Source organism: Catenuloplanes nepalensis, assembly GCF_030811575.1.
Taxonomy (GTDB): domain Bacteria; phylum Actinomycetota; class Actinomycetes; order Mycobacteriales; family Micromonosporaceae; genus Catenuloplanes; species Catenuloplanes nepalensis.
Map to the genome: position 1 here is coordinate 68,128 of NZ_JAUSRA010000001.1, position 24,099 is coordinate 92,226.

21 protein-coding genes and 1 pseudogene are annotated in these 24,099 nt (G+C 72.5%); 12 read left to right on the forward strand and 10 right to left on the reverse strand.

Translation table 11 applies throughout. The features are described from left to right. Positions 1-18 precede the first annotated feature (18 nt). From J2S43_RS00250 to J2S43_RS00265, 4 genes and pseudogenes are all read left to right on the forward strand, one after another. On the forward strand, positions 19-837 hold the full coding sequence (locus J2S43_RS00250) for a ComEA family DNA-binding protein (protein ID WP_370881572.1): 819 nt from the start codon (positions 19-21) through the stop codon (positions 835-837). Then, positions 834-3,338 (forward strand): ComEC/Rec2 family competence protein, encoded by a 2,505-nt coding sequence (locus J2S43_RS00255; protein WP_306826408.1) that lies wholly within the window; start codon positions 834-836, stop codon positions 3,336-3,338. Before J2S43_RS00250 ends, J2S43_RS00255 begins: the two co-directional genes overlap by 4 nt. A 56-nt stretch (positions 3,339-3,394) precedes the next feature. Next, on the forward strand, positions 3,395-4,375 hold the full coding sequence (holA, locus tag J2S43_RS00260) for a DNA polymerase III subunit delta (protein ID WP_306839109.1): 981 nt from the start codon (positions 3,395-3,397) through the stop codon (positions 4,373-4,375). Then, positions 4,372-4,597: pseudogene (locus J2S43_RS00265) on the forward strand (hypothetical protein); the annotation flags it as partial. The gene holA and the pseudogene J2S43_RS00265, both read left to right, overlap by 4 nt. Positions 4,598-6,497: 1,900 nt before the next feature. Here J2S43_RS00265 and J2S43_RS00270 read toward each other — a convergent pair. From J2S43_RS00270 to J2S43_RS00280, 3 genes are all read right to left on the reverse strand, one after another. After that, entirely contained in the window at positions 6,498-7,022 is a 525-nt protein-coding gene (locus J2S43_RS00270; protein ID WP_306826409.1) for a GNAT family N-acetyltransferase, read from the reverse strand. 99 nt (positions 7,023-7,121) lie between these two features. Then, positions 7,122-7,394 (reverse strand): 30S ribosomal protein S20, encoded by a 273-nt coding sequence (gene rpsT / locus J2S43_RS00275; protein ID WP_306826410.1) that lies wholly within the window; start codon positions 7,392-7,394, stop codon positions 7,122-7,124. 207 nt (positions 7,395-7,601) lie between these two features. Continuing rightward, positions 7,602-8,591 (reverse strand): phosphotransferase, encoded by a 990-nt coding sequence (locus J2S43_RS00280; protein WP_306826411.1) that lies wholly within the window; start codon positions 8,589-8,591, stop codon positions 7,602-7,604. 209 nt (positions 8,592-8,800) lie between these two features. On the opposite strand from J2S43_RS00280, the gene lepA reads away from it, so the two are divergent. The 3 genes from lepA (at position 8,801) to J2S43_RS00295 (ending at position 11,526) form a co-directional block, all read left to right on the forward strand. Further along, positions 8,801-10,660, forward strand: a complete 1,860-nt coding sequence (gene lepA / locus J2S43_RS00285) for a translation elongation factor 4 (protein ID WP_306826412.1) — start codon at positions 8,801-8,803, stop codon at positions 10,658-10,660. A 5-nt stretch (positions 10,661-10,665) separates the two neighbouring features. After that, entirely contained in the window at positions 10,666-11,154 is a 489-nt protein-coding gene (locus J2S43_RS00290; RefSeq protein WP_306826413.1) for an NUDIX domain-containing protein, read from the forward strand. Between the two features lie 93 nt (positions 11,155-11,247). Continuing rightward, entirely contained in the window at positions 11,248-11,526 is a 279-nt protein-coding gene (locus J2S43_RS00295) for a GlsB/YeaQ/YmgE family stress response membrane protein (RefSeq protein ID WP_306826414.1), read from the forward strand. A gap of 154 nt (positions 11,527-11,680) precedes the next feature. Here the strand turns inward: J2S43_RS00295 and J2S43_RS00300 are convergent, their stop codons facing one another. Further along, entirely contained in the window at positions 11,681-12,487 is an 807-nt protein-coding gene (locus J2S43_RS00300) for a hypothetical protein (RefSeq protein ID WP_306839112.1), read from the reverse strand. Positions 12,488-12,567: 80 nt separating this feature from the next. Next, positions 12,568-13,338: an enoyl-CoA hydratase-related protein gene (locus tag J2S43_RS00305; protein ID WP_306826415.1), complete on the reverse strand. Its 771-nt coding sequence runs from the start codon at positions 13,336-13,338 to the stop codon at positions 12,568-12,570. Positions 13,339-13,403: 65 nt separating this feature from the next. Here J2S43_RS00305 and hemW point away from each other — a divergent pair, with 65 nt between their 5' ends. Beyond that, positions 13,404-14,624 (forward strand): radical SAM family heme chaperone HemW, encoded by a 1,221-nt coding sequence (hemW, locus tag J2S43_RS00310; protein ID WP_306826416.1) that lies wholly within the window; start codon positions 13,404-13,406, stop codon positions 14,622-14,624. A 50-nt stretch (positions 14,625-14,674) separates the two neighbouring features. On the opposite strand, the gene J2S43_RS00315 is transcribed toward hemW, so the two are convergent. Then, a complete protein-coding gene (locus tag J2S43_RS00315; protein WP_306826418.1) occupies positions 14,675-15,508 on the reverse strand; it encodes a DUF4870 domain-containing protein in 834 nt (277 codons plus the stop codon). A 258-nt stretch (positions 15,509-15,766) separates the two neighbouring features. On the opposite strand from J2S43_RS00315, the gene hrcA reads away from it, so the two are divergent. The 4 genes from hrcA to J2S43_RS00335 all read left to right on the forward strand — a co-directional run bounded on the left by hrcA (position 15,767) and on the right by J2S43_RS00335 (position 19,449). After that, entirely contained in the window at positions 15,767-16,789 is a 1,023-nt protein-coding gene (gene hrcA, locus J2S43_RS00320) for a heat-inducible transcriptional repressor HrcA (protein WP_306826419.1), read from the forward strand. Positions 16,790-16,834: 45 nt separating this feature from the next. After that, positions 16,835-17,971 carry a molecular chaperone DnaJ gene (dnaJ, locus tag J2S43_RS00325; RefSeq protein ID WP_306839114.1) on the forward strand — a complete coding sequence of 379 codons (1,137 nt, stop codon included), beginning with the start codon at positions 16,835-16,837 and terminating at the stop codon, positions 17,969-17,971. 222 nt (positions 17,972-18,193) lie between these two features. Beyond that, positions 18,194-18,925 (forward strand): 16S rRNA (uracil(1498)-N(3))-methyltransferase, encoded by a 732-nt coding sequence (locus J2S43_RS00330; protein ID WP_306826420.1) that lies wholly within the window; start codon positions 18,194-18,196, stop codon positions 18,923-18,925. 5 nt (positions 18,926-18,930) lie between these two features. Then, entirely contained in the window at positions 18,931-19,449 is a 519-nt protein-coding gene (locus tag J2S43_RS00335; RefSeq protein ID WP_306826421.1) for a GNAT family N-acetyltransferase, read from the forward strand. A 14-nt stretch (positions 19,450-19,463) separates the two neighbouring features. On the opposite strand, the gene J2S43_RS00340 is transcribed toward J2S43_RS00335, so the two are convergent. The 4 genes from J2S43_RS00340 to J2S43_RS00355 are packed head-to-tail and all read right to left on the reverse strand — an operon-like array spanning position 19,464 to position 24,031. Then, positions 19,464-20,354, reverse strand: coding sequence for a nucleotidyl transferase AbiEii/AbiGii toxin family protein (locus tag J2S43_RS00340; protein WP_306826422.1), 891 nt, complete (start codon positions 20,352-20,354; stop codon positions 19,464-19,466). Beyond that, positions 20,351-21,055, reverse strand: coding sequence for a type IV toxin-antitoxin system AbiEi family antitoxin domain-containing protein (locus J2S43_RS00345; RefSeq protein WP_306826423.1), 705 nt, complete (start codon positions 21,053-21,055; stop codon positions 20,351-20,353). Before J2S43_RS00345 ends, J2S43_RS00340 begins: the two co-directional genes overlap by 4 nt. Next, positions 21,048-21,602, reverse strand: a complete 555-nt coding sequence (locus J2S43_RS00350) for an NUDIX domain-containing protein (RefSeq protein WP_306826424.1) — start codon at positions 21,600-21,602, stop codon at positions 21,048-21,050. The genes J2S43_RS00345 and J2S43_RS00350 overlap by 8 nt, the downstream gene beginning before the upstream one ends. Positions 21,603-21,619: 17 nt before the next feature. Beyond that, entirely contained in the window at positions 21,620-24,031 is a 2,412-nt protein-coding gene (locus tag J2S43_RS00355) for a beta-glucosidase family protein (protein ID WP_306826425.1), read from the reverse strand. Positions 24,032-24,099 lie beyond the last annotated feature (68 nt).

Consider the following 24,099-nt stretch of genomic DNA (forward strand, 5'->3'; position numbering starts at 1 on the left):
GTTCACCTCGGTCTCGTCATGTCCTCGGCGGTCACGTCTCGTGATCACCGGCCGGGCCGGGATGGTAGCAGCAAGAGTCCACTGCCCGGGGGTCGTCCACAGGCGGTCTCGCCGTCCACAGCATCGATAAAAGCCAATTTCAAGAGCCTTTCCCGGCCGTACGGTGCCCGCGTGGACGACGAGGAACAGGCAGAGCGGCGCAGCGATCCGTTCGGGCCGGGCGGGCGGCTCGGCCGGTGGGATCCGGGCGCCCGCGGCGTGCGGGCCATCGCGGTGGTGGTGCTGGTCGTGGCGCTGGGCGCGGCCGTGATCGCCTGGCGTGCGCGCCCGCGGGCGGAGGGGGTCGTCGCGCTGCCCGTGGCCGTCTCCCCGCACGAGGCGCCCCCGTCGGCGTCCCCGTCCGGCGAGGTCGTGGTGGCGGTCGCGGGCAAGGTGCGGTCGCCGGGGATGGTGCGGTTGCCGGCCGGCGCCCGGGTGGCGGACGCGCTCGACGCCGCGGGCGGCGCGTTGCCCGGCGTCGATACCGCGCTGCTCAATCCGGCCCGGAAGGTCACGGACGGTGAGCTGATCCTGGTCGGGGTCAGCGCGCCGCCGGGTGCTCCGGGCATGGCCCCGCCCGCCCAGGGCGCGGCGGGTGCGCCCGGCGCGCCGGTCAACCTGAACACGGCGACGCTGGCGGACCTGGACGGGTTGCCGGGCGTGGGCCCGGTGCTGGCGCAGCGGATCCTCGACCACCGGGCCGAGCTCGGCGGCTTCCGGGCGGTGAGCGATCTGCGTGAGGTCGAGGGCATCGGGGACAGCCGCTATGAGCAGCTGAAGGACCTGGTCACGATATGACGGCCCACGACGGCGCGCTCGACCTGCGGCTGGGCGGCATGGCGGCCGGGACATGGCTGGCCGGGCTGGCCGCGCTGAATCTGAGCGTGCGGCTGTCACTGTTGATCGCTTGCGCGGCGGTGCTGCTCACGGCACCGGTGTGCGTCGCCGGGCGACGACGCGATGCCGCTCGGCGCGGCGACGCCCTCCGGCCTGGCCGCGCGCCCCGGCCCGGCTGTGCCGGCACAGCCATCGGCACCGGTTGGTTCGGTGGTGCGGGTTGGTTCGGTGGCGCTCCTTGGTTCGATGGCGCTCGTGGGTTGGGCGGTGCGGGCTGGTTCGGCGCTGCGGGCTGGTTCGGGGGTGTCCGGTGGATCGTCGCCGGGTCGCTGCTCGGGGTCGCCTGTGGCGCGGGCGTGACCGCGGCGCGGGTCGCGCTCCGGGAGGCGGAGCCGCTCGCCGGGCTGACCCGGGAGCGGGCGGCGGTGACGGCCCGGCTGACCGTTCGCGACGACCCCCGGCCCATCTCGGCGGCGGCCGGGCGGGCGCCGACCTGGCTGGTCCCGGCCCGGCTCACCTGGTTCGCGCCGGAGGACGCGGCCTCCGGTTACCGCGCCGACGCGCGCGTGCTGGTGCTCGGCACCGGTGACCGCTGGCGCGGCCTGCTGCCCGGTCAGCGCGTCGAGGCCACGGGGCGGCTGATGCCGGCCCGTGGCGGCGACCTCACCGCGGCCGTGCTCGCGGTCGACACCGACCCGGAGCTGCGCGGCATCGCGTCCTGGGCGCAGCGCGCGGCCGGCACGCTCCGCACCGGGCTGCAGCGCGCCTGCGCGGTCCTGCCGGCCGAGCCCGGCGGGCTGCTGCCGGGCCTGGTCGTCGGCGACACCAGCCGGCTCGACCCGGCCGTGGAGGAGGACTTCCGGACCACCGGCATGACCCACCTGTGCGCGGTCAGCGGCGCGAACATCGCGATCGTCATCGGGTGTGTGCTGTTCGCGCTCCGCCGGGTCCGGGCCGGTCCGGGGCTCTCCGTCGCGCTGGCCGCGTGCGCGCTGGCCGGCTTCGTGATCCTGGCCCGGCCGTCGCCGAGCGTGGTCCGGGCCGGTGTGATGGGCGCGATCGCGCTGATCGCGCTGGCCACCTCCCGGCCGCGGAGCGCGGTCCCAGCGCTCGCCACCACGGTCGTCGTGCTGGTGGTCGCGGACCCGGAACTGGCCGGCGACGCCGGGTTCGCGCTCTCCGTGCTGGCCACCGGCGGGCTGCTGCTCTTCGCCGGCCGGTGGCGGGACGGGCTGCGCCGGGCGGGCGTGCCGGCCGGGCTGGCCGAGGCGCTGGCCGTGCCGGCCGCGGCGCAGGTCGCCTGTGGGCCGGTGATCGCCGGGCTGTCCGGCTCGGTCAGCCTGGTCGCGGTCCCGGCCAACCTGCTGGCCGCGCCCGCGGTCGCCCCGGCCACCGTGCTCGGCGTGCTCACCGCGGTCGTCTCCCCGCTCTGGCCGGACGCGGCCGAGCTGACCGCCTGGGCCGGCGGCTGGCCGGCCCGCTGGCTGGTGCTGGTCGCGCGGATCGGCGCCCGGGTGCCGTCCGGCACCGTGCCGTGGCCCGCCGGCGTCGGCGGCGGGCTGCTGCTGGCCGCGCTCACGGTCGCACTGCTGCTCGCGTTCCGCCGCCCGCCGGTGCGCCGGCTCGTCGCCGCCGTCACCGCGGCCGTGGTCCTCGGCGCGCTGCCGGTGCGGCTGGTCGCGTCCGGCTGGCCACCCGCGGGCTGGGTGGTGGCCGGGTGCGCGGTCGGTCAGGGCGACGCGACCGTGCTCCCGCTCGGCGACGGGCAGGCCGTGGTCGTCGACGCCGGTCCGGAGCCCGCGCCGGTCGACCGGTGCCTGCGCGACCTCGGCATCCACCGCGTGGCGCTGTTCGTGGTCAGCCACTTCCACCAGGACCACATCGGCGGCGTCGCCGGCGTGTTCCGCGGCCGGCGCGTCGACGCGGTCATCACCACGGCCTGGCCGGAGCCGGCGGCCGGGCACGACGTGGCGCATGCGGAGGCGGCCCGGCACGGCACGCCGGTCATCGCCGTGACCGCCGGATGGCACTGGTCCGCCCGCGACCTGACGGCCGAGGTGATCGGGCCGCCGGAGGAGCTGCGCGGCACCCGGTCCGACCCGAACAACAACTCGCTGGTGCTGCGCGCGACCGTGGCCGGCGTGCGGATCCTGCTGATGGGCGACGCGGAGAACGAGGAGCAGGACGCGCTGCTCCGAGCGGTGGGGGCAGCGCGGGTGGACGTGCTCAAACTTGCACACCATGGCTCGTCCTTCCAGAGCCTGGAGTTCCTCGCCGCGGCCGACCCGGCCGTGGTGCTCGTCTCGGTCGGCGCGGACAACGACTACGGGCATCCCAACCTGCCGTTGCTGGCCCGGCTCACGCGCGACGGCGCGCGCGTCCTGCGCACCGACGAGCAGGGCGATCTCGCCGTGGTGCGCACCGGTGCCGGGCTCGCGGTCGTGGCCAGGGGTGCGCCGTGAGCGGGGTGGACCCCGTTCGTGTGACCGAGGGCGTCACCCGTGGCACGCGTGCGACGATGTCCGGCGTGACTGCCGCGAACCCCCCTGCGTTGACGCTCGTCCTGGGTGACGAGGAGCTGCTGTCGGCCCGCGCGATCGCGGCGGCCGTCCAGGCCGCGCGCGCCGTGGACCCCGGGGCCGACGTCCGGGAGTACGAGGGCGGTGCGCTGGTGCCGGGCGAGGTCGCGGAAATGCTCAGTCCGTCACTGTTCGGCGGGCGTCGCGTGCTCGTGCTGCGCTCCGGGCAGGACGCGCGAAAAGACATGATCACCACGCTGCTGGCGTACGCGAAGGATCCCGACCCCGAGGTCAACCTGATCGTCGGCCACCTCGGCGGCGCCAAGGGCAAGGCGCTCGCGGACGGGCTCAAGTCGGCCGGCGCCACGGTGGTGGCCGTGCCCAAGATGAAGGGCACCCGGGAGCGCATCGCGTTCGTCCGCGAGGAGATCCGCCGGCTCGGCGGCTCGTGCAACGAGGAGGCGGCCACCGTCCTGCTCGACGCGGTCGGCAGCGACCTGCGCGAGCTCGCCGCCGCCTGCTCCCAGCTGATGGCCGACACCGACGGCCGGATCACCGCGAGCACGGTCGCCCGCTACTACAAGGGCCGCGCCGAGGTCAGCGGCTTCACGGTCGCGGACGCCGCGATCGTCGGCGACGTGCCCGGCGCGCTGGAGGCGTTGCGCTGGGCGCTGCACGTCGGCGTGGACCCGGTGCCGATAGCCGACGCGCTGGCGGACGGCGTGCGCACCGTCGCGCGCGTCGCCGGCGCGGGCCGAGGCAGCGCGTACCAGCTGGCCAGCAGCCTCGGCATGCCGCCCTGGAAAATCGAGCGCGCACAGAAGCAGTCCCGCGGCTGGAGTCCGGAGGGCCTGGTCGACGCCATGCACGCGGCCGCGGACTGCAACGCGGCCGTCAAGGGCGGTGCCGAGGACCGCGGCTACGCGCTCGAACGCGCCGTGGTGGCGGTGGCGACCGCACGACGCGGGGGCGGCCGATGACGGCTCGCCCGCTCTACGCCCGGATCCTCCGCCTCCGGCATCTCACCCCCGGCGGCCTGCTCTGCTTCGTCTACTTCGAGGGCGCGCTCGGTCTCGGCACCCTGCTCGCCCTGGCCGAGCTGGTCACCTGGTGGGGCATCCTGGTCCTGCCGGCCTCGGTCGCCATCATGGTCAAACTGAACGACGTCTTCGCCGCCGCCGGCGCACGCTCCGCCACCCCGGAGCCGGCCCCCACCTCCGCCGGCGCCACCGTCCGCCGCACCCTGGCCGAACGCCGCCGCGCCGCCGCGGCAACCCAAACTCTCCAGCGGTCCGCCGTCGCGGCGACCGCGGCCGGTCAGTCGTCCGCCGTCGCGGCGGCCGCGGCTGGTCAGCCGCTCACTGCTGCGGCGACTCAGGCCCGTCGGCCGGCCGCGGCGATCCCGGCTCAAACTCCGTTTGGCCATGTATCGACGGATGTGTCCAGCCTGGCGGCCCCCGTTGTCGCGGGAGTCGACGGCCACGCGTCCGGCGTCTCCACGGAAGCCGGCCCGGCGGTGTCCGGCGTGGCCGGAGAGCGCGACGAGAACGAGGTCTACGGCGTCGCCGTCGCGCGCGGCGCGGCCGATGTCCGGGGTGCCGCGGCCGCTCACGGTCTGGACGGCATCCGTGACGCCGCCGTGCGGACCGAGGCGATCTCGGGCAGCCGGGCGACATGGGCCGCGGGCGCTCGCGGCGGTGCCGGACCACGGTTCGCCGGTCAGAAGGCCGACGCGTGGCCGGCGACCGAGCAACCGGCGCGCTCGCCCGGACCCGTCCGGCAGGGAACCGTCTACGGAACCAGGCACGCTCACGACGCGATCCTCGGTGCGGCTCCCGGACCCGATGCGGCCGAGACCGTTACCCCGTCGGCCGAACCTGAGGCGAGCCGCCGGTGGGCGGCGGATGCCGACGCCGGCAGGCAAGCGCGATCCGTCGATTCGTCGCCGGACGCCGAGCCGGCCGGCCCCGGCAGGCAGCCTCGCACCGCCTGGCAAGCACACCCGATGCGGCAGAACGAGCCTGCTCGCGGGAATGAGCCTGCTCGAGGGAATGAGCCTGCTCGAGGGAATGAGCCTGCTCGAGGGAACGAGCCTGCTCGCGGGAACGAGCCTGCTCGACTGAATGAGCCGAGCCGACTGAACGAGCCGGGCTGGCAGGGCGAGCCGGGCTGGCAGGGCGAGCCGGGCTGGCAGGGCGAGCCGGGTCGGCAGGGTGAGTCGCAGAGGCAGGGCGAGCTGTATCGGCATGGAGGTGCGCCTCGGCGGGCCGAGGGCGCTGGTCCTGCGAATCTGGGGCGTCGCGCCGGGGTTCCGAGCGGCCGGCGGTCGAACGAGTCCTATCGGTTGCCGTTCGGTGGGCCGGCCCAGTCCCGTGGCGGCACGCCGGGGATCGGCGGTGCGCCGTCCGCAGGCCTCTCCGCGGAGCGGGGCACGCACCGCTTTCCCGATCAGTTCGCGCCGCGGCCGGGGGAGCTCGCCGACGACCGCCGCATGCCGGGCGGTGCCGAGCGGCAGCCTCCGCCGACCGCGGGACACGGTCGGCGATCGGCCGGCGCGATCGGCGGGAACAACGGCGACCTGAGGATCGACCGGCGGTCGGAACAGGGACGTCACGCGGATACGCCGCAGCAGCGGGCCCGCCAATCCGCCAATCGCCGCTACGAGTGACCGGGCGACGACGGCCGCCCGTGTGGCGGGGATGCCGGTTGGCGGCCCTCGCCGGCGGGGGAGGAGACCCGGATTCGGCCGGCCGTTTCGGAACGACGCCGATCTGACTGCTCAGCCAGTGCGGGCCGAGGTGCCCTGCGGGCTGAGCCGTGCGCGGATCGAAGCGCCGCGGGCCAAGTGTGGCGCGAACTGACACACCGCGAACCGACACACCGTGAACTGGACGCGGCGTGGGCTGGACCCGGCGTGGGCTGAGTGCGGCGTGGACTGGACGCGGCGTGGGTTGAGTGCGGCGTGGACTGAGTGCGGCGTGGACTGAAGCGTCCCGCGGCTGAATGCGCGTGGGACGGGGCGCCGGGCGAAGGGCCGTGGGGAGTGCTGGGTGGATTCGCCGCTGTCGTGGCGAGTGTGTGGTGCCGGGTTGAGGGTGGGGTTCAGCGGCGTAGGGGCTGGTGGGTGCCCATCAGGAGGTAGTGGGGTGGTACGCCGCCGAAGAGGAATGGCGTGGTGAGTTCGGTGAAGCCGAGGGTGGCGTAGAGGTGCCGCGCGCCGGTGCTCTCCACGCGGACGCTGAGCAGGACGCGGATGGCGGGACTGGCGTCGCAGACCTCGGTTATCAGGGTGCGTCCGAGGCCGTGGCCCTGGTGGTCCGGGTGGACGTGCAGCTCGGTGAGTTCGAGGGTGTCCGGGGACAGCCAGGAGGCGGCGCCGACGGCGGCGAGGCGGGGGTGGACCTGGCGTTCCCACCAGCTGCGATCGCCGGCCGGGAAGCCGTAGCAGAAGCCGACCAGGCGGGAGCCGTCGAACGCGCCACGGGCGATCAGGCCGGGGTGGCGGGCGTGCTCGGCGAAGATGTCGCGGCGCTGGAGCTGTTCGGCGGGGGTGAGGCCGAAGGCGGCCGCCATGATGTCGGCGGCGGGGGTCGCGGCGGAGGCGAGGTCCAACGACGTCGTGATCATGAGGATGGTGACGATGCGGCTAGGGCACCAACGCAGCTACGGGTATCGCGCGAGCCTCGGGTGGAGGCCGGCGCGATACCCGTACGCGAGGTGCGTGAATCAGGCGGCGGCGGAGAGCGTCTGGAGACGCTTCGCGATGGCCGACTTGCGGTTCGCAGCCTGGTTCTTGTGGATGACGCCCTTGCTCACAGCCTGGTCGAGCTGCTTGCTGGCGTCCCGCAGGAGCGTGGTCGCGGCGGTGGAGTCGCCGGACTCGGCAGCGGTGTGGAACTTGCGGATGGCCGTCTTCAGCGACGACTTGACCGACTTGTTCCGCAGCCGGCGCTTCTCGTTCTGCCGGTTGCGCTTGATCTGGGACTTGATGTTCGCCACGCGACAGCCACGTCCTTACGAATTGCGATTACTGACGACAAAAGGTGTTCAAGCTGGTGCGAGCGCAGGCCTCAGGCAACTCGGACAGAGCCATCCAAGACAACTGAGCCATCCAAGGACAGAGCCATCCGAGAACAACACTGAGTGCCGCTGCACGCGAAAGACCAGAGTACCAGCCCTACGGACAGCAACCAAAACGGCTGCCGTTCAGCGGGCGAGCCACCCTCGGCGGGTGGCCAGCCAGTGCAGCGCCATCTCGCCGCTCCACCGCTGGTGCCCCCGAATATACGGTGAGGCGCTGCCCGGCCCGGACTCGGCCCTGGTCAACCAGTAGCCGGAGAGCGCGGCCAGCGTCGCGTCCAGTGCCTCGGCGGGCACGTCGCGGCCGGTCGGGTGCGCGCTGAAGAGCCGGTCCGCGTCCAGGCCGCTGGCGTGCGCGGTGACCAGCAGCGTGGCGGTGTCGAAGAACGGCGCGCCGCGGCAGCACCAGGTCCAGTCGCAGATCCAGGCCCGCCCGGCGCCGTCGATCATGACGTTGTCCAGCCGCAGGTCGCCGTGGATCACGCCGTCGCCACCGGCGAACTCCGGGGCCAGCCGTTCCAGCTCGGCCAACTCGTCGTGCCGCCCGGCGGCGAACCGGGGGAGCGTGGGGGACGACTCGCGGCCGGCGACGATCTCGGTCCACCAGGACAGGTCGTGCCGCAGCAGGCCGGGCAGCGGCGGCAGGTCCATCCCGGCCAACTCGGCCGGTGGGGACGCGAGCGCGGCCGCGGCCGCGGCCCACGCGTCCAGCGCGGCGTCCAGCTCGGCCGGCGCCCAGGGCAGGCCCGGCACCGACCCGTCCACCGCCTCCAGACAGGTCGCGTAGTAGCCGGCCGCGGCCAGCGACCACAGCGGCCGCGCGGCCGGGACCGCCTCGGGCAGCGCGCCGGTGATCGCCACCTCCCGGTACTGCCAGTCCGCCAGGTGCCGCTCGTGTGCCAGCGACGCCGCCTTCACGAAGAACCGCTTTCCGGACGCGGTGTCCAGCACCCCGGCGAAGCCCTTGGTGAACCCGCCTCCGGCGGTGGTCGACCGGACCACCGGCGACCCGAGCCGGGCCGCGATCGCGGTGCGCAGGCCCTCGGGCAGATCCGCCCAGTCCGGCCGGGTCGCGGTGGCGCCGTACGGGACCTCCGGCAGCGAGATCACACCCATCGGACCATCCTGCTCCTCCGTGGTGGGTGACGGCGCACCGGGCTACGGCGGCGCGCGAAGCGATCGAGGCGGGGGAGTCCCCGGCGTACCCTCGGATGCTCATGGTTTTGAACTGCCGCGTCGCGGCATGGGACCATGAGTGCGACTCAGTGCGACGCCAGTGCCAGCCAGTGCGACCTCGACGACAAGAACGGACGAACGTGCCACCCATGCGTGACCCCGGCGCGACCGATCCCGGCGCCATCCGGAACTTCTGCATCATCGCTCACATCGACCACGGCAAGTCGACGCTGGCGGACCGGATGCTGCAGCTCACCGAGGTGGTGGACGCGCGGCAGATGCGGGCGCAGTACCTCGACCGGATGGACATCGAGCGCGAGCGCGGCATCACGATCAAGTCCCAGGCGGTACGGATGCCGTGGACCGTGCGGGAGGGTGAGCGCACCGGCGAGTCCGCGGTGCTCAACATGATCGACACGCCGGGGCACGTGGACTTCACCTACGAGGTGTCGCGCAGCCTGGCCGCCTGCGAGGGCGCGGTGCTGCTGGTCGACGCCGCGCAGGGCATCGAGGCGCAGACGCTGGCGAACCTGTACCTGGCGATGGAGAACGACCTCCAGATCATCCCGGTGCTGAACAAGATCGACCTGCCGGCGGCGCAGCCGGAGAAGTACGCGGAGGAGCTCGCCCACCTGATCGGCTGCGAGCCGGAGGACTGCCTGCGGGTGTCCGGCAAGACCGGCATGGGCGTGGCGCACCTGCTCGACGAGGTGGTCCGGCAGCTGCCGGCGCCGAAGGGCGAGGCGGAGGCGCCGGCCCGCGCGATGATCTTCGACTCGGTGTACGACATCTACCGCGGCGTGGTCACCTACATCCGAGTGATCGACGGCAAGATCGAGGCGCGCGACCGGATCAAGATGATGTCCACCGGCGCCGTGCACGAGCTGCTGGAGATCGGTGTCATCTCGCCGGAGATGCTGAAGGGCCCGGCGCTCGGCGTCGGCGAGGTCGGCTACCTGATCACCGGCGTGAAGGACGTGCGGCAGTCCCGGGTCGGCGACACCGTCACGATCAACGCGCGCCCGGCGAAAGAGGCGCTCGGCGGCTACAAGGACCCGCGGCCGATGGTCTACTCCGGTCTCTACCCGATCGACGGCTCGGACTACCCGGCGCTGCGCGAGGCGCTGGACAAGCTGAAGCTGAACGACGCGGCGCTGGTCTACGAGCCGGAGTCGTCCGCGGCGCTCGGCTTCGGCTTCCGCTGCGGCTTCCTCGGCCTGCTGCACCTGGAGATCATCCAGGAGCGGCTGGAGCGCGAGTTCGGCCTCGACCTGATCTCCACCGCGCCGAACGTGGTCTACCGCGTGCAGATCGAGGGCGGCGAGGAGGTCACGGTCACGAACCCGAGCGAGTTCCCGACCGGCAAGATCGCCTCGATCTTCGAGCCGACCGTCCGCGCCACGATCCTCGCGCCGAACGACTACGTGGGCGCGGTGATGGAGCTCTGCCAGGGGCGTCGTGGCCAGCTCAAGGGCATGGACTACCTCTCCAGCGAGCGGGTCGAGCTGCGCTACACGCTGCCGCTCGCCGAGATCATCTACGACTTCTTCGACCAGCTGAAGAGCCGCACCAAGGGGTACGCGTCGCTGGACTACGAGCCGTCCGGCGAGCAGGAGTCCGACCTGGTGAAGGTGGACATCCTCCTGCACGGCGACCCGGTCGACGCGTTCAGCGCGATCGTGCACAAGGACAAGGCGTACAACTACGGCGTCACGATCGCGTCCAAGCTGCAGAAGCTCATCCCGCGGCAGCAGTTCGAGGTGCCGATCCAGGCCGCGATCGGCTCCCGGATCATCGCCCGCGAGACGATCCGCGCGATCCGCAAGGACGTGCTCGCGAAGTGCTACGGCGGTGACATCTCCCGTAAGCGGAAGCTGCTGGAGAAGCAGAAGGAAGGCAAGAAGCGGATGAAGATGGTGGGCCGGGTCGAGGTCCCCCAGGAGGCCTTCATCGCGGCGCTGAACACCTCCGACGGCGGCGAGGCGGGCGGCAAGGCCCCGAAGAAGTGACCACGGTGCACTGTTCGCGGTGCGGTGCGGCCCTGCCGTCCGCACCGCCGTCCGTCTGCGCCGCCTGCGGCTACCACGTGTACGTGAACGCGCGGCCCACGTCCGGCCTGATCATCGTCCGGGACGATCGCTTCCTCGCGCTGCTGCGGGCCCGCGAGCCGCGGGCCGGGCTGTGGGAGTTGCCCGGCGGCTTCTGCGACGGCGTGGAGCACCCGGCCGACGCCGCGGTCCGCGAGGCGCGCGAGGAACTCGGCGTGGACGTCGTGCTGGGCGAGCTGGTCGGCATGTACCTGGGGACGTACGACTACCAGGACGAGACGCTACCGGTGCTCGACTGCATCTATCTCGCCTCGCTCCCGTCCGGCGCCTCGATCACCCTGGACCTGGAGGAGGCCGCGGCGATGACCTGGCTCCCGATCGCGGCGCCACCGGCCATGGCGTTCGGCACGATGGACCGCGCTCTCGAGGACGCTCAAAAATTGTTAGTGCGTTAGGCGGTTTGGTTTTCGCGCAGCCCGGGAATTCATCGATCACACACGACAACGTGGCATCGAGAGATAGACCCCGGATCGCAGGAGGCGCACGAAATGACCATCACCGGCATCATCACCGCTCTCATCGTCGGCCTCATCATCGGCGCGCTCGGCCGCCTGGTCGTGCCGGGCCGGCAGAACATCCCGCTGTGGCTGACCCTGGTCATCGGTGTCGCGGCCGCGCTGCTCGGCACGGTTGTCGCCCGGGCCCTCGGCTTCGCGGACACCAGCGGCTGGGACTGGCGCGAGCTGGCCACCCAGGTCGTTCTGGCCGCCGTCGGTGTGGCGCTGGTCACCGGTTTCGCCGGTCGCCGCAGCGTCAGCCGCTACTGATCCTCGCGGATCCCTCAGCCCGGCCGCCTCGTGCGGCCGGGCCTTTCGCGCCATCTTCACACAGCAGGTTACATGTCACACGGCATGTTCATGTCACACAGCGCGCTGATGCCACAAAGCACGTTCATATCCCACAATGCGTAGGTGATGAACGTCAATTGAACACCTTGGCCACGACCTGACCGGTACCCGCGGCCGGGACGCCGGCGATCGGTGACCAGTCGCCGTCCTCCGCCTCCCACTCCAGGCCGCCGAAGAGCACGCGCTCGACGCCGTGATCCGTGGCATGCGACACCAGCCAGTGCGCGTACCGCCAGCCGTCCCGGTCGTCGGAGACGTCGACGGTGAGGCCGTCCGGCTCGGCGGTGGCGGACCGGAGCGTGCCCCAGTCCGCGTTCATGCCGTCGGCGAGCCCGGACGCGGCCGCGGCGCCGCGCACCTCCGGCTCGCCGCTGATCGTGCAGGAGACCGCGCCGGTGGCCTTGCCGAGCAGCGCCTTGGTGAGCACCTCGGACTCCTCGGCCCACTTCTCGTACGCCTCCGGGAACGCGCTGCGCTGCACCCGCTGGGCCGCGTCCGTGACGCGCATGTCCTCCCAGCCCCTGACCTTCTTGAGCGCGCCGTAGAACTTCGCGGACGCGTACCGCGGGTCGAGGATCTCCTCCGGCGTGCCCCAGCCCTGGCTGGGCCGCTGCTGGAACAGGCCGACCGAGTCGCGGTCACCGCCGGTGAGGTTCTCCAGCTTGGACTCCTGGAACGCGGTGGCGAGCGCCACGACCACGGCGTACTCCGGCATCTTCTGCCGGATGCCGACCGCGGCGATGGTGGCTGCGTTGGCCATCTGGTGGGCGTCCAGATTCACCTGGCCGTCCGCGGTGACGGCGCACGCGCGGGCGAGAACGAGCGGAACCTTCGGGAGGCTGTCGCCCCAGTCGTGCCGGGCGGCCAGCGCGCCGAGCATCGCGACCAGAGCCAGAACCGTGCAGACGGCCGCAACTCCCCGTATCCGCAATCGTCACCCCCACGTCGAGTACGGCAAGCTTACTGGGGCGGCTCCGGGATCCAGTCGGGTGCGCGTTTTTCGCGAAACGCCCGAATGCCCTCCTGGCCCTCCGCGGACCGGAAGTAGCGGTCCGAGGCGTCCGCCATCCGTGCCAGCTCGTCACGCACGGTAACGTCCTGCAGCAGGGCCCGCGCGCCGGCGAGCGCGGCCGGCGCGCCCTTGACCAGTGAGGCGCAGTAGTTTCGCACTGTTTCGTCCAGATCCGAGGTGGCCCGGGTGACGAGGCCGATCTCCGCCGCGCGGGCCGCGCCGAACACGTCGCCGGTCAGGAAGAGCTCGGCGGCGGCGCGCGCGGTGATCCGGCGGCGCACCGGCACGGAGATCACCGCGGGGATCACACCCAGCCGGACCTCGCTGAACGCGAACGTCGCGTCCTCCGCGCAGACCACGATGTCCGCGGCCGCGATCAGGCCGATGCCGCCCGCGCGGGCCGGGCCGCCGACCCGGGCCACGATCGGCTTCGGTGCCTCCCAGAGCGCGGCGAGCAGGTCGGCCAGCGGCACCACCGGGAGCGTGCCCTCGCCGTCGAACGCGGCCTGGGTCTCCTTCAGGTCGGCACCGGCACAGAAGACCGGGCCGGTGTGGGACAGCACGATGACTCGGACGGCCGGGTCGGCCACGGCCGCGGACAGCGCCTCGGACAGCTCGTGGATCAGCGACGTGGACAGGGCGTTGCGGTTGTGCGGGCTGTCCAGCGTGAGGGTCGCCACCCCGTCGCCGGCCTCCACCCGCAGGAGCGCGGACGTCATGCGGGCACACTAGTGGAACGGGGTGCTCCGGCACGTCCCGACGAACCGGATGCAGGAGATCGAGAGTGCCAGGCGAACTTCCCGACGGCGAGGCCGTACCCCGCGACGGCGCGTTGCCCCCGGCCGCGCTCGAGGCCTCCGGCCGGCGCGGCTTCGGCGTCTACGTGCACGTGCCGTTCTGTGCGAGCCGGTGCGGGTACTGCGACTTCAACACGTACACCGCGACCGAGCTCGGCGGCGGTGCGAGCCGCGACGAGTACGCGGAGACCGTGCTCGCCGAGCTGCGCCTCGCCTCCCGCGTCATGACGAAAAAACCGGAAAAAGTGGACACGGTGTTCGTCGGGGGTGGGACGCCGACGCTGCTGGCGGCGGATGACCTCGTGCGCATCCTGGAGGCGATCGACGACACCTGGGGGCTCGCGCCGGGCGCGGAGGTGACCACGGAGGCGAACCCGGAATCAGTCGATCTGTCGTACCTGAGAACCTTGCGGCGGGGCGGCTTCACCCGCATCTCGCTCGGCATGCAGTCCACCGCGCCGGGCGTGCTCCGGATCCTGGAGCGCCAGCACTCCGCGGGCCGCGCGCCGGCCGCCGCCATCGAGGCCCGCGAGGCGGGGTTCGAGCACGTCAACCTCGATCTGATCTACGGTACGCCGGGGGAGACCGCGGACGACTTCGCCCGCTCCCTGGACGCGGTGGTCGCGGCCGGCGTCGACCACGTGAGCGCGTACGCGCTGATCGTCGAGGACGGCACCCGGCTGGCCGCCCGCATGCGCCGCGGCGAGCTGCCCTACCCGGACGACGACGTGGCCGCGGACCGCTACCTGGCCGCGGACCGGGCGCTGACCGCCGCGGGCCTGAGCTGGTACGAGGTGAGCAACTGGGCCGCCACGCCCGAGGCCCGCTGCCGGCACAACCTGCTCTACTGGACCGGCGGCGACTGGTGGGGGCTCGGACCCGGCGCGCACAGCCACGTCGGCGGCGTTCGCTGGTGGAACGTCAAGCACCCCTCGGCGTACGCGAAGCGCCTGGCCGCCGGCGAGACGCCCGCGCTCGCCCGGGAGCTGCTCACCGAGGCCGACCGGCACATGGAGGACGTGATGCTGCGCGTCCGCCTCGCCGAGGGCCTGCCGCTCGCCACGCTGGACGAGGCCGGGCGCGCCGGGGCGAAGGACGCGCTGAGCCGCGGCCTGCTGGAGCCGGCCGCCTACGACGCCGGCCGGATCGTGCTGACGCTTCCCGGCCGCCTGCTCGCCGACGGCGTGGTCCGCGACCTGCTCACCTGAGTCGACCCCGCGGCCGGCTGTGGACGGCACGCGGGGTCCGAGCGGTCTGTCTACTTCACGACACGCCAGGTCATCGGGTACGAGTACCACTCACCGTCGTTGACCTTGATGGTCGCCATGATGCCGAAGATCAGCGCGGCCAGCCAGACGATGAGGGGCAGGAAGAACAGGAAGCCGAACGAGCAGGCCGTGAGCACCACGGCGACCAGCGCGGCGAGGCCCACGGTGATCTGGAAGTTCAGCGCCTCGACCGCGTGCGCCCGGACGATCTGCGACTCGTTGCCCTTGACCAGGAGCACGATCAGCGGGGCGAGGAAGCCGAAGAGGACGCCACCGATGTGGGAGAGGATCACCCACGTCTTGTCGTCGTTGGCGTAGTCCGCCTTGCTGCCGGGGTGACCGGGCGCGCCGAACTGCGGTCCCTGGCCGTAACCGCCACCGGGAGGCGGGCCGTAGCCACCGGGCGGGGTGCCGTAGCCACCGGGCGGGGTGCCGTAGCCGCCGGGTGGGGTGCCGTGGCCGCCGGGCGGCGGGTAGGCGCCCGCGTCGCTGGCGGGCGGCGGGTACGCACCGGCGCCGCTGGTGGGCGGCGGGTAAGCTCCCGCATCGCTCGTGGGCGGCGGTGGGTAGGCGCCCGCGCCGCTGCTCGGCGGCGGATAGCCGCCTGCGCCGCTGCTCGGCGGCGGGTATGCACCGGCACCGCTGGTGGGCGGCGGGTAAGCCCCCGCGCCGCTGGTGGGCGGCGGGTAAGCCCCCGCGCCGCTGCCCGGCGGCGGGTACGAGCCGTCCGGCGTCGGCGGCGTGCTGTATGACGGCGGTATGGGGGCGGTCGGGTCGTTGTAACCCGGGTTGCCCTCACCAGGCGGACGAGGCGGTTCGGTCATGCCCGCCACGGTAGAGGGAGCGATCAAACCAGGCCAGCCCCGACCTCCGGCGCGCCTATCCGAATACCTGATATATAAGAAATATCGCATATGTGGGGCAAAGTGATCATCGCTTCTCGCCGACGTGCGTCGTAGACTGGCACTCGCTACAGTCGAGTGCCAGCAGTATGCCGGTGTTACCAGCAGTGCAGCAGGTGGTGCCAGAAGTACAGCAGTCTCGGCGAGAGGATCTCTGACCGGCGGGAAGGTAGGTTGGCGATGCCATTGGACGATCGCAAGCTCGCCGTTCTGCGCGCGATAGTCGAGGACTACGTCGCGACGCAGGAGCCGGTCGGCAGCAAATCCCTGGTCGAGCGGCACAACCTCGGCGTCTCCCCGGCGACCGTGCGCAACGACATGGCGGTGCTCGAGGAGGAGGGTTACATCCGGCAGCCGCACACGAGCGCCGGCCGCGTCCCCACGGACCGCGGCTACCGTCTCTTCGTGGACCGGCTCTCCCGGGTGAAGCCGCTCAGCCCGGCCGAGCGCCGGGCGATCGAGCGGTTCCTCGCCGGCGCGGTCGATCTCGATGATGTGGTGCATCGCACTGTCCGGCTTCTGGCTCAGCTGACCCGCCAGGTCGCGGTCGTGCAATACCCGAGCCTCGCCCGGTCGTCGGTGCGTCACCTGGAGTTGGTCCAGGTCTCCACCACCCGGCTGATGCTCGTCATGATCGCCGACACCGGCCGGGTGGAGCAACGCCTGGTGGACCTGCCTGCGCCGACCTCCGCCGACCTGGTGCTCGACCTGCGCAGCCGGATCAACGAGAAGCTCTGCGGCATGCGCCTGGTCGACACGCCGATGCTGGTCGAGGCGCTGATCGACGAGATCCGGCCGGAGCAGCGGGCGACCATGGCGGTGCTCTCCTCCGTGCTGCTGGAGACGCTGGTCGAGCGGCGCGAGGAGCGGGTTGTCCTGGCGGGCACCGCGAACCTGACCCGGGGTGGCATCCTGGACTTCCACGGTTCGCTGCGGCCCATCCTCGAGGCGCTGGAGGAGGATCTGATCCTGCTCAAGCTGATCGGGGAGGTCGAGCCGACCACCACACGAGTGATGATCGGCGACGAGACCCAGGTCGACAACCTGCGGTCCGCGGCGGTGGTCAGCACCGGTTACGGACCGCACAGCACGATCGTGGGTGGGTTGGGCGTGCTCGGCCCGACCCGGATGGACTACCCCGGAAACATCGCGACGGTGCGAGCCGTGGCACGCTACGTGAGTGAACTGCTGGCACAGAACTAACCGCCGGCATTCCTGATCCAGACAGACATGGGGACACCGAACGCAGTGGCCAGGGACTACTACGGGATCCTCGGCGTGAGCCGGGACGCGACCGACGACGACATCAAGCGGGCCTATCGCAAGCTGGCCCGCCAATACCACCCGGACGTGAATCCGGATCCCGAGGCGCACGAGAAGTTCAAGGACATCAACGCGGCGTACGAGGTGCTCTCGGACGACCAGAAGCGTCAGATGGTCGACCTCGGCGGCGATCCGCTGGCCCCGGGCGGCGGGGGTGGCCCCGGCGGCCCCGGCGGCGCGGGCCCGTTCGTCGGGTTCCAGGACATCATGGACGCGTTCTTCGGTCAGGCCGCGGGCGCGACCCGTGGCCCGCGCCCGCGGACCCGTCCGGGTGCCGACGCGATCCTGCGCCTGGAGCTCGACCTGCAGGAGACCGCGTTCGGCGTCGAGGCGCCGATCACGGTCGACACCGCGGTGATCTGCACCACCTGCGCGGGCGCCGGCACCGCGGCCGGCACCCATCTGGCGACCTGTGAGACCTGCCAGGGCCGTGGCGAGGTGCAGTCCGTGCAGCGCACGTTCCTCGGCCAGGTCGTGTCGTCCCGCCCGTGCACGGTGTGCCAGGGCCACGGCACGGTCATCCCGAGCCCGTGCCCGACCTGCGCCGGCGAGGGCCGGGTCCGGACCCGGCGGTCACTGACCGTCAAGATCCCGGCCGGCGTGGAAGACGGCATGCGCATCCGCCTCGCCCAGCAGGGTGAGGTCGGCCCGGGTGGCGGCACCGCCGGCGACCTCTACGTCGAGATCCACGAGCGCCCGCACGACGTCTACTCACGCCGCGGCGACGACCTGCACTGCCGCGTCACCGTGCCGATGACCTCGGCCGCGCTCGGCACCCGGCTGACCATCAAGACGCTGGACAGCGAGGAGCAGATCGACGTGAAGTCCGGCACCCAGCCGGGCGCCACCATGCGGATCCGCGGCAAGGGCGTCCCGCGCCTGCGCGGCCAGGGCCGCGGCGACCTCTTCGTCCACCTGGACGTGCGGACGCCCACCAAGCTCACCTCCGATCAGGAGCGCATGCTCCGCGACTTCGCCAAGACCCGCGGCGAGGACGTGGCCGAGCTCTCCAAACAGGGCGGCTTCTTCAGCCGCATGCGCGACGCCTTCAACGGGCATTAATCCCTGATCGCCGCGTCGCTCCGCCAGCTCGGCGCCGCTTCCGCGCAGGGCGGGTCCCGTGTCGGTCCGGGACCCGCCTTCTCAGGTCGCCCACGCCGCACGAGTTCCCGGCCGTCGCTTCGCTCTGCCGGCTCGGCGCCACTCCAGACGAAGAGCATGCCTGTCTCCACCCGCCTTCTCTGGTCGCCCGCGCTTCACGATGTGGTCAGGTAGGTTTCCCGGATGTCCTCGTCGCTCTTCCTGGTCGACTCGCTGCCCGCGACCGACGAGTGGGTCCTGGACGGCCCCGAGGGTCATCACGCGGCCGACGTGCAGCGTCTGACCGCCGGTGAGGAGCTGATCCTCGCCGACGGCCGGGGCGGCACCGCACTCGCCGTCGTGCTCGCCCCCGGCAAGGGCCACCTCAAAATCAAGATCACCTCGCGGGGGTACGTGGAGAGTCCCGACCCCCGCCTCGTCGTCGTCCAGGGCCTGCCCAAGGGCGACCGTGGCGAGCTGGCCGTGCAGGCGATGACCGAGACCGGCGCCGACGAGATCATCCCCTGGTCCGCCGCCCGCTCCGTCACGGTCTGGAAGGGCGACCGCGGCACCAAGGCGCGCGACAAGTGGGCCGCCACCGCCCGCGAGGCCGCCAAGCAGGCCCGCCGCGCCTGGCTCCCCACGGTCGCGCCGGCCGCGCTGAGCACGCACCGGGTCGCCGACCGGCTGCGCGGCGAGGCCACCGCGTTCGTGCTGCACGAGGAGGCCACCGACCGCCTCACCCACGTCCCGCTCCCGGCCGCAGGCGAGATCATTCTCATCGTCGGCCCCGAGGGCGGCGTCGCCCCGGCCGAGCTGGACGCGTTCGCCGAGGCCGGCGCCCGTCCCGTACGCCTCGGTGATCTGGTCCTGAGAACCTCCACCGCCGGTGTGGCCGCGCTCTCCGTCCTCTCCACCCGCCTCGGCCGCTGGTGACCGCCGTGCCCGCGGTGACGCTGCGCCCACTGGCCGAGAGCGACCTGAACACGGTCGTCTCCTGGTTCGCCGAGCCGCACGTGACCCGCTGGTGGGAGGCCTCCACCGAGCCCGCCGCGGTCCGCCGCCGCTACGCCGACCGCATCGCCGGCCGCGAGCCCACCGAGGCCTTCGTCATCGAGGCCGCGGGCCGCCCCGTCGGCCTCATCCAGCGCTACCTGATCTCCGACCACCCCGACTGGGCCGACGCGCTGCTCGCCACCGGCGCCTTCTCCATCCCCGCCGCCGGCATCGACTACCTGATCGGCGACCCCACCGCCACCGGCCAGGGCCTCGCCTCCGCCGCGATCCGCCGGCTGGCATTGCGCACACTGGACCGCGACGCCCACCTCGAGGCCGTGGTAGCGGCCCCGTTCACCGACAACATCGCCTCCTGGCGCACCCTCGAACGCGCCGGCTTCACCCGCACCTTCACCGGCCCCATCGCCGGCGTCGACTCCCACCTCTACCTGCTGCGCCGCTGACCACGCGACGGATCTCACCCAGGCAGCCAGGCGTGTCGCGCGGGGTGCCAAACGCCCGCGGCCGTCCCGTCCAGCAGCGGGTCGAGCAAGGGCCTGACCGCAGTGAGGGCGTGGTCGAGCTCAAGTGCCGACAGACCGGTCGTCCGGCGGGCCTCCGCCCGATAGCCGGACGTCCACAGCGCACGGTCAGGAACGTCGAACGCCGCCGGAAGATGTAATTCACGCCGCCGGCCCTCCTTGGACAACGCCACCATCTGCGGCTCGGCGGCGACGACCGCCCGATCGGCGATCGCCACGAGGTCGATCAGGTCCTTGAACCTCGTCGACGGGCGTCCGTCGTGCCGTTCGACGATGGCACAGACCTTGTCGGCGACGTGGTCGACGAGAGGGTAGGCACGCCACAGAGCCCTCTCCTGTTCGACGGTGTTGATAGAGGTCAGCGATGGAACGAGCTCCGGTTCGCCGCTCATCTGGATGCCATCGGCAACGATGTCGACCTGAAAAGCGGTCCACAGCTTCGTCCCGATGAACGACTGGATCCTGACTCGGGACGCTTGCGCACCGGCGGCGCGAATTCTGGTTGAGGACCCGACCTCGAACCGCACCCAGTCGCCGATGTCCAGTACCGCAGCGTCTCTCAACCGCCGTTCCACGTCATCGATCGCACCGGCCAGGTACACGTCGATGTCGATCGTGTGGCGCACCGACACCCGGCGTGCCAGCAGGGCGGTGGCGCCCTTGATCACCCATCCGCCGTCGGTCCGGTAGAGACGCTCGACCAACTGGTCGTAGGCGTACTGGCGCTGAAGGTCAGGTAAGGGCCAGGAGCCCTTGGCGGCGTCCGCTCGGAGCCTGTCGGTGACCGCTCGGCGGGCGGCGTCGGGCGTCTTGTACCGAGACGTCATGCGCTGATGCTCCTCGTTGAGAGGTCTCGGGCGGTGGTCGCCGTCGCCTCGGCGAACCAGGCCTCACCGTCGGGATCTCCAGACAGCGTCAGTAGCCAGCGGAGAAGACCGAGCCCGTCGCCACGCCGTAGGCCGTGCGCCGCCGCGTACGGCGCGATCGCGGAGGCGAACGGACCGGGGCGGTCGAGGTTCCGGCGCAGGGCGTCGGTGGTCAGTTGGGCGACCGCCCCGGGGTCCTCCCGGTCGGCCAGCAGGTCTGCCGCGATCCGGCTGGGCCGGGTCACCGGAAGGCCTCGCACGAGCATGTGGTCGTCCACCGTGTTCCCCCGATGGAGCCGTACGTCCGCCCGCCGGGTCTGCCTCCTGACGGGAAGCGTGAACTCGTGTGTGTCGGCCGGTAGAGGGCCGATCTCGTGGAGCGCCGCCGCGGATCGGTGTGACACCACCCCGTCGGCCGCCGTGCGTTTCCACGCGGGGATTCGTGGTGCGAGCTGCAGCCAGGCCGCACGTAGATCCAGGTGGTCGGCCTGCCCGCCGCCGTGCACCCGATAGACCCCGAGCGCGACCCGCTCCAGGGACCCGTGCCTGGCTCGCCGGGCGAGCGTGGTCCAGGCGAGCCCGGTCGCTTCGGCCTGCTGCTTGGTGATCAGCCCCCACTGCTCGTCAGCGGTCGCGAGCACAGCCGTCCATCCATCACTCACTACTGCATTTTATAGCGTCATCGCTACAAAAAGCAGTAACAGATGACCTCAAGCCGCTACCTAGCGGTGATGCCAGTGCGCCGATCAGGGGGAACAGGTGGGAGGCGCCGCCGCGGGTGTCGGGGAACGTGTCCAGGGCTGCCAGGTCGTCAGCGGCGTACCAGCGGAAGGGCAGTTCTGGGTCTGCGGCCGGCGCGGCCGCCTGAGCGAGGGCCAGGTAGAGGTGGTCGACGTGGATGTGGGGGGACGGCAGGCGGGATTCCGGGGGCACGGTCTGCTCGGTGATCCACAGCGGCACCGGGACCCGGACGTCCGCCGGATAGTCCGGAACGATGCCGGCGTAGGGCAGCACCAGTGTCGCAGCCAGGCCGGTTTCCTCGTGGACCTCGCGGAGCGCGGCCTCGGCCGGGTTCTCGTGTGGCTCGACGTGGCCGCCGGGCAGCATCCAACGGCTGAAGCGGGGGTGGCGGATCAGGCCGATCCGCCACTCGTGCTCGATCAGGCCGAACAGGAAGACGCTCGCGGTAGCGTGTTTGATCGGTTCCACCCGGCCATCCTGCCGGGTCAGATGCGGATCTCCGTGCTCAGGGGCCGGTCCTCGACCGATCTTGCGGCCTCGATGCGGTAGGTGCCGGGGACCGCCTGCCAGCCGTCGTCCCAGACCTGGAAGGCGCGCTCGGGGAGCGGGATGCGGGCCTCCACGGTCTCGCCCGGCGCGGCGGACACCGGGGCGAAGCCGGCCAGCCAGCGCAGCGGGCGGTCGACCGTGGTGCCGACGACGGCGCCGGCGTAGATCTGGACCACCTCCCGGCCCGGGCGGGAGCCGGTGTTGCGGACCCGGACCACCGCGGTGCCGGCCTGGGCCGGGTCCGGCTCGACCGTGAGCGACTCGTACGACCAGGTGGTGTAGCCCAGGCCGTGCCCGAACGGGAACAGTGGCGCGGTCGTGCCGCGCTGCCAGGCGCGGTAGCCGATGTAGATGCCCTCGTCGTACGACAGCACCCCGTCGGCCGGCGTCGTGGGCAGCGCGTCGGAGTCACGGCGGGGCCAGGTGGTCGGCAGCCGGCCGCCGGGCTCGGCGCGTCCGAGCAGCACGTCCGCGAGCGCGGCACCGGCCTCCTGGCCGGGGAACCAGGTGAGCAGGATCGACGACACCTCGCCGGCCCAGGGCATCAGCACCGGCGAGCCGGAGTTGACCACCACGATCGTGCGCGGGTTCGCGGCGGCGACGCGGAGGACCAGCTCGTCCTGGCGGCCGGGAAGCGCCAGCGTGGTGCGGTCGAAGCCCTCCGACTCGACCTCCTCGGTGGTGCCGACCACGACCACGGCCACGTCCGCGTCCCGGGCGACCGCGACGGCCCGGTCGAGCAGTTCGTCGGGGGAGGGGCCGGGTGCGGCGTACCCCAGGCCGATGTTGACGAAGCCGGCGGAAGCCGGCCGGACCTCCAGCGTGAGCGAGACGTCGACGGGCTCACCCGCGGTCAGCGGCACCGGGAAGCGGCGCTCGACCGGCTCGTGGAAGACCGTCTCCGGGTCGGCGTCGTCCGCGAAGACGGAACCCTCGAAGAGCACGTCACCGGCGACCCGGAGCACACACTGGCCGAACCCGATGATCGACAGCTGGTGCACGCCGGACTCCGCCGGGCTGAGCCGCCCGGTGATCTCCACGGTGGACAGCTCCGCCGGGTCCACGCCGTGCGGCAGCCCGCCCATCCACCGCACGGTGGCGAACGGCAACGGCGTGGTGTGCAGCCGGCGGAAGTCGGCCGCGCGCAGCGTGGCGGTCAGGCCGTCGCAGACCAGCGCGGGCAGGTGCGGCCGCGGGTCCGCGCCGCCCGCGAAGACGACCGACGCGCCGGGCAGCGCCGCGGTCAGGCCGTCGCGCGGGGAGATCACGTGCGGCGGGAAGACCTGCGCGCTGCCGCCGCCGAGCACGCGGGCGTCCTCGGCGAGCGCGCCGAGCAGCGCGACCGTCCGGAGCGACCCGGCGTCCAGCGGCAGCAGGTTCTGCTCGTTGCGGGCCAGCACGAACGACCGGGTCGCGATCTCGTGCGCGATCTCGGAGCCGTCCAGCGGCGGAAGCCGCGGCGCATCCCCTGCACCGTCCAGAGCGCCGACCCGGGTGGCGAGGCGCAGCACCCGGCGTACCTTGTCGTCCAGGATCCTCTCCGGCACCTCGCCCGCGCGCACGGCCTCGACCAGCGCGGGGCCCCACGGGTCGCCGAACGCGGGCATCACCACGTCGAGGCCGCCGAGCGCGCTCGGCACGGTGCTGCGCGCCGCGGTCCAGTCGGAGACGATCACGCCGTCCCAGTCCCACTCGCGCTTGAGCACGTCGTTCTGCAGCGGGCCGTGTTCGGTCATGGTGAGCCCGCCGACCGTGTTGTACGCGGCCATCACGCCCCACGCGCCCGCGGCCGTGATCCGCGCGAACGGTGCCAGGTAGAGCTCCCGCAGCGCGCGCTCGCCGACCCGGACGTCCACGGTCATCCGGCCGGTCTCGGAGTCGTTGCCGACGAAGTGCTTGACCGTGGTGCCGACGCCCTGGTCCTGCACGCCGGTCACGTACCCGGTGCCGATCTCGCCGGTCAGGAACGGGTCCTCGGAGTAGCACTCGAAGTGCCGCCCGCCGAGCGGGGACCGGTGCAGGTTGACGGTCGGCGCCAGCAGCACGTGCACGCCCTTGCGGCGGCACTCCTGGCCGAGCATGCGGCCGGCCGTGCGGGCCAGCCCGACGTCCCAGGTGGCGGCGAGCGCGGTCGGGCTGGGCAGCGCGACCGACGGGTCGTCCGGTGCCCAGCCGGTGCCGCGCACGCCGACCGGGCCGTCCGACATGACCAGCGACGCGAGGCCGATCTCCGGTAGCGCGGGGAGCGTCCAGAAGTCCTGGCCGGACAGCAGCCGCACCTTGTCCTCGACGCCGAGCCCGGCCAGCGCGCGTTCGACGGCTTCCTCCCGTTTCGCGTCGTCCGACATGCTTCGCACCGCCCTCACATCGTGTTGGTCGTACGTCTTGATCCTGTCAGTTCCGCAGGCTGCGCGCC

What these genes read in the sequence shown, in the direction of transcription:
- J2S43_RS00315 (WP_306826418.1), bottom strand. Translation starts at nt 15,508, where the DNA reads ATGACCGAACCGCCTCGTCCGCCTGGTGAGGGCAACCCGGGTTACAAC.
- J2S43_RS00270 (WP_306826409.1), bottom strand. Translation starts at nt 7,022, where the DNA reads ATGATCACGACGTCGTTGGACCTCGCCTCCGCCGCGACCCCCGCCGCC.
- J2S43_RS00295 (WP_306826414.1), top strand. Translation starts at nt 11,248, where the DNA reads ATGACCATCACCGGCATCATCACCGCTCTCATCGTCGGCCTCATCATC.
- hrcA (WP_306826419.1), top strand. Translation starts at nt 15,767, where the DNA reads ATGCCATTGGACGATCGCAAGCTCGCCGTTCTGCGCGCGATAGTCGAG.
- J2S43_RS00340 (WP_306826422.1), bottom strand. Translation starts at nt 20,354, where the DNA reads ATGACGTCTCGGTACAAGACGCCCGACGCCGCCCGCCGAGCGGTCACC.
- lepA (WP_306826412.1), top strand. Translation starts at nt 8,801, where the DNA reads ATGCGTGACCCCGGCGCGACCGATCCCGGCGCCATCCGGAACTTCTGC.
- J2S43_RS00305 (WP_306826415.1), bottom strand. Translation starts at nt 13,338, where the DNA reads ATGACGTCCGCGCTCCTGCGGGTGGAGGCCGGCGACGGGGTGGCGACC.
- J2S43_RS00300 (WP_306839112.1), bottom strand. Translation starts at nt 12,487, where the DNA reads ATGCTCGGCGCGCTGGCCGCCCGGCACGACTGGGGCGACAGCCTCCCG.
- J2S43_RS00255 (WP_306826408.1), top strand. Translation starts at nt 834, where the DNA reads ATGACGGCCCACGACGGCGCGCTCGACCTGCGGCTGGGCGGCATGGCG.
- J2S43_RS00330 (WP_306826420.1), top strand. Translation starts at nt 18,194, where the DNA reads ATGTCCTCGTCGCTCTTCCTGGTCGACTCGCTGCCCGCGACCGACGAG.
- J2S43_RS00280 (WP_306826411.1), bottom strand. Translation starts at nt 8,591, where the DNA reads ATGGGTGTGATCTCGCTGCCGGAGGTCCCGTACGGCGCCACCGCGACC.
- holA (WP_306839109.1), top strand. Translation starts at nt 3,395, where the DNA reads ATGTCCGGCGTGACTGCCGCGAACCCCCCTGCGTTGACGCTCGTCCTG.
- J2S43_RS00250 (WP_370881572.1), top strand. Translation starts at nt 19, where the DNA reads ATGTCCTCGGCGGTCACGTCTCGTGATCACCGGCCGGGCCGGGATGGT.
- J2S43_RS00355 (WP_306826425.1), bottom strand. Translation starts at nt 24,031, where the DNA reads ATGTCGGACGACGCGAAACGGGAGGAAGCCGTCGAACGCGCGCTGGCC.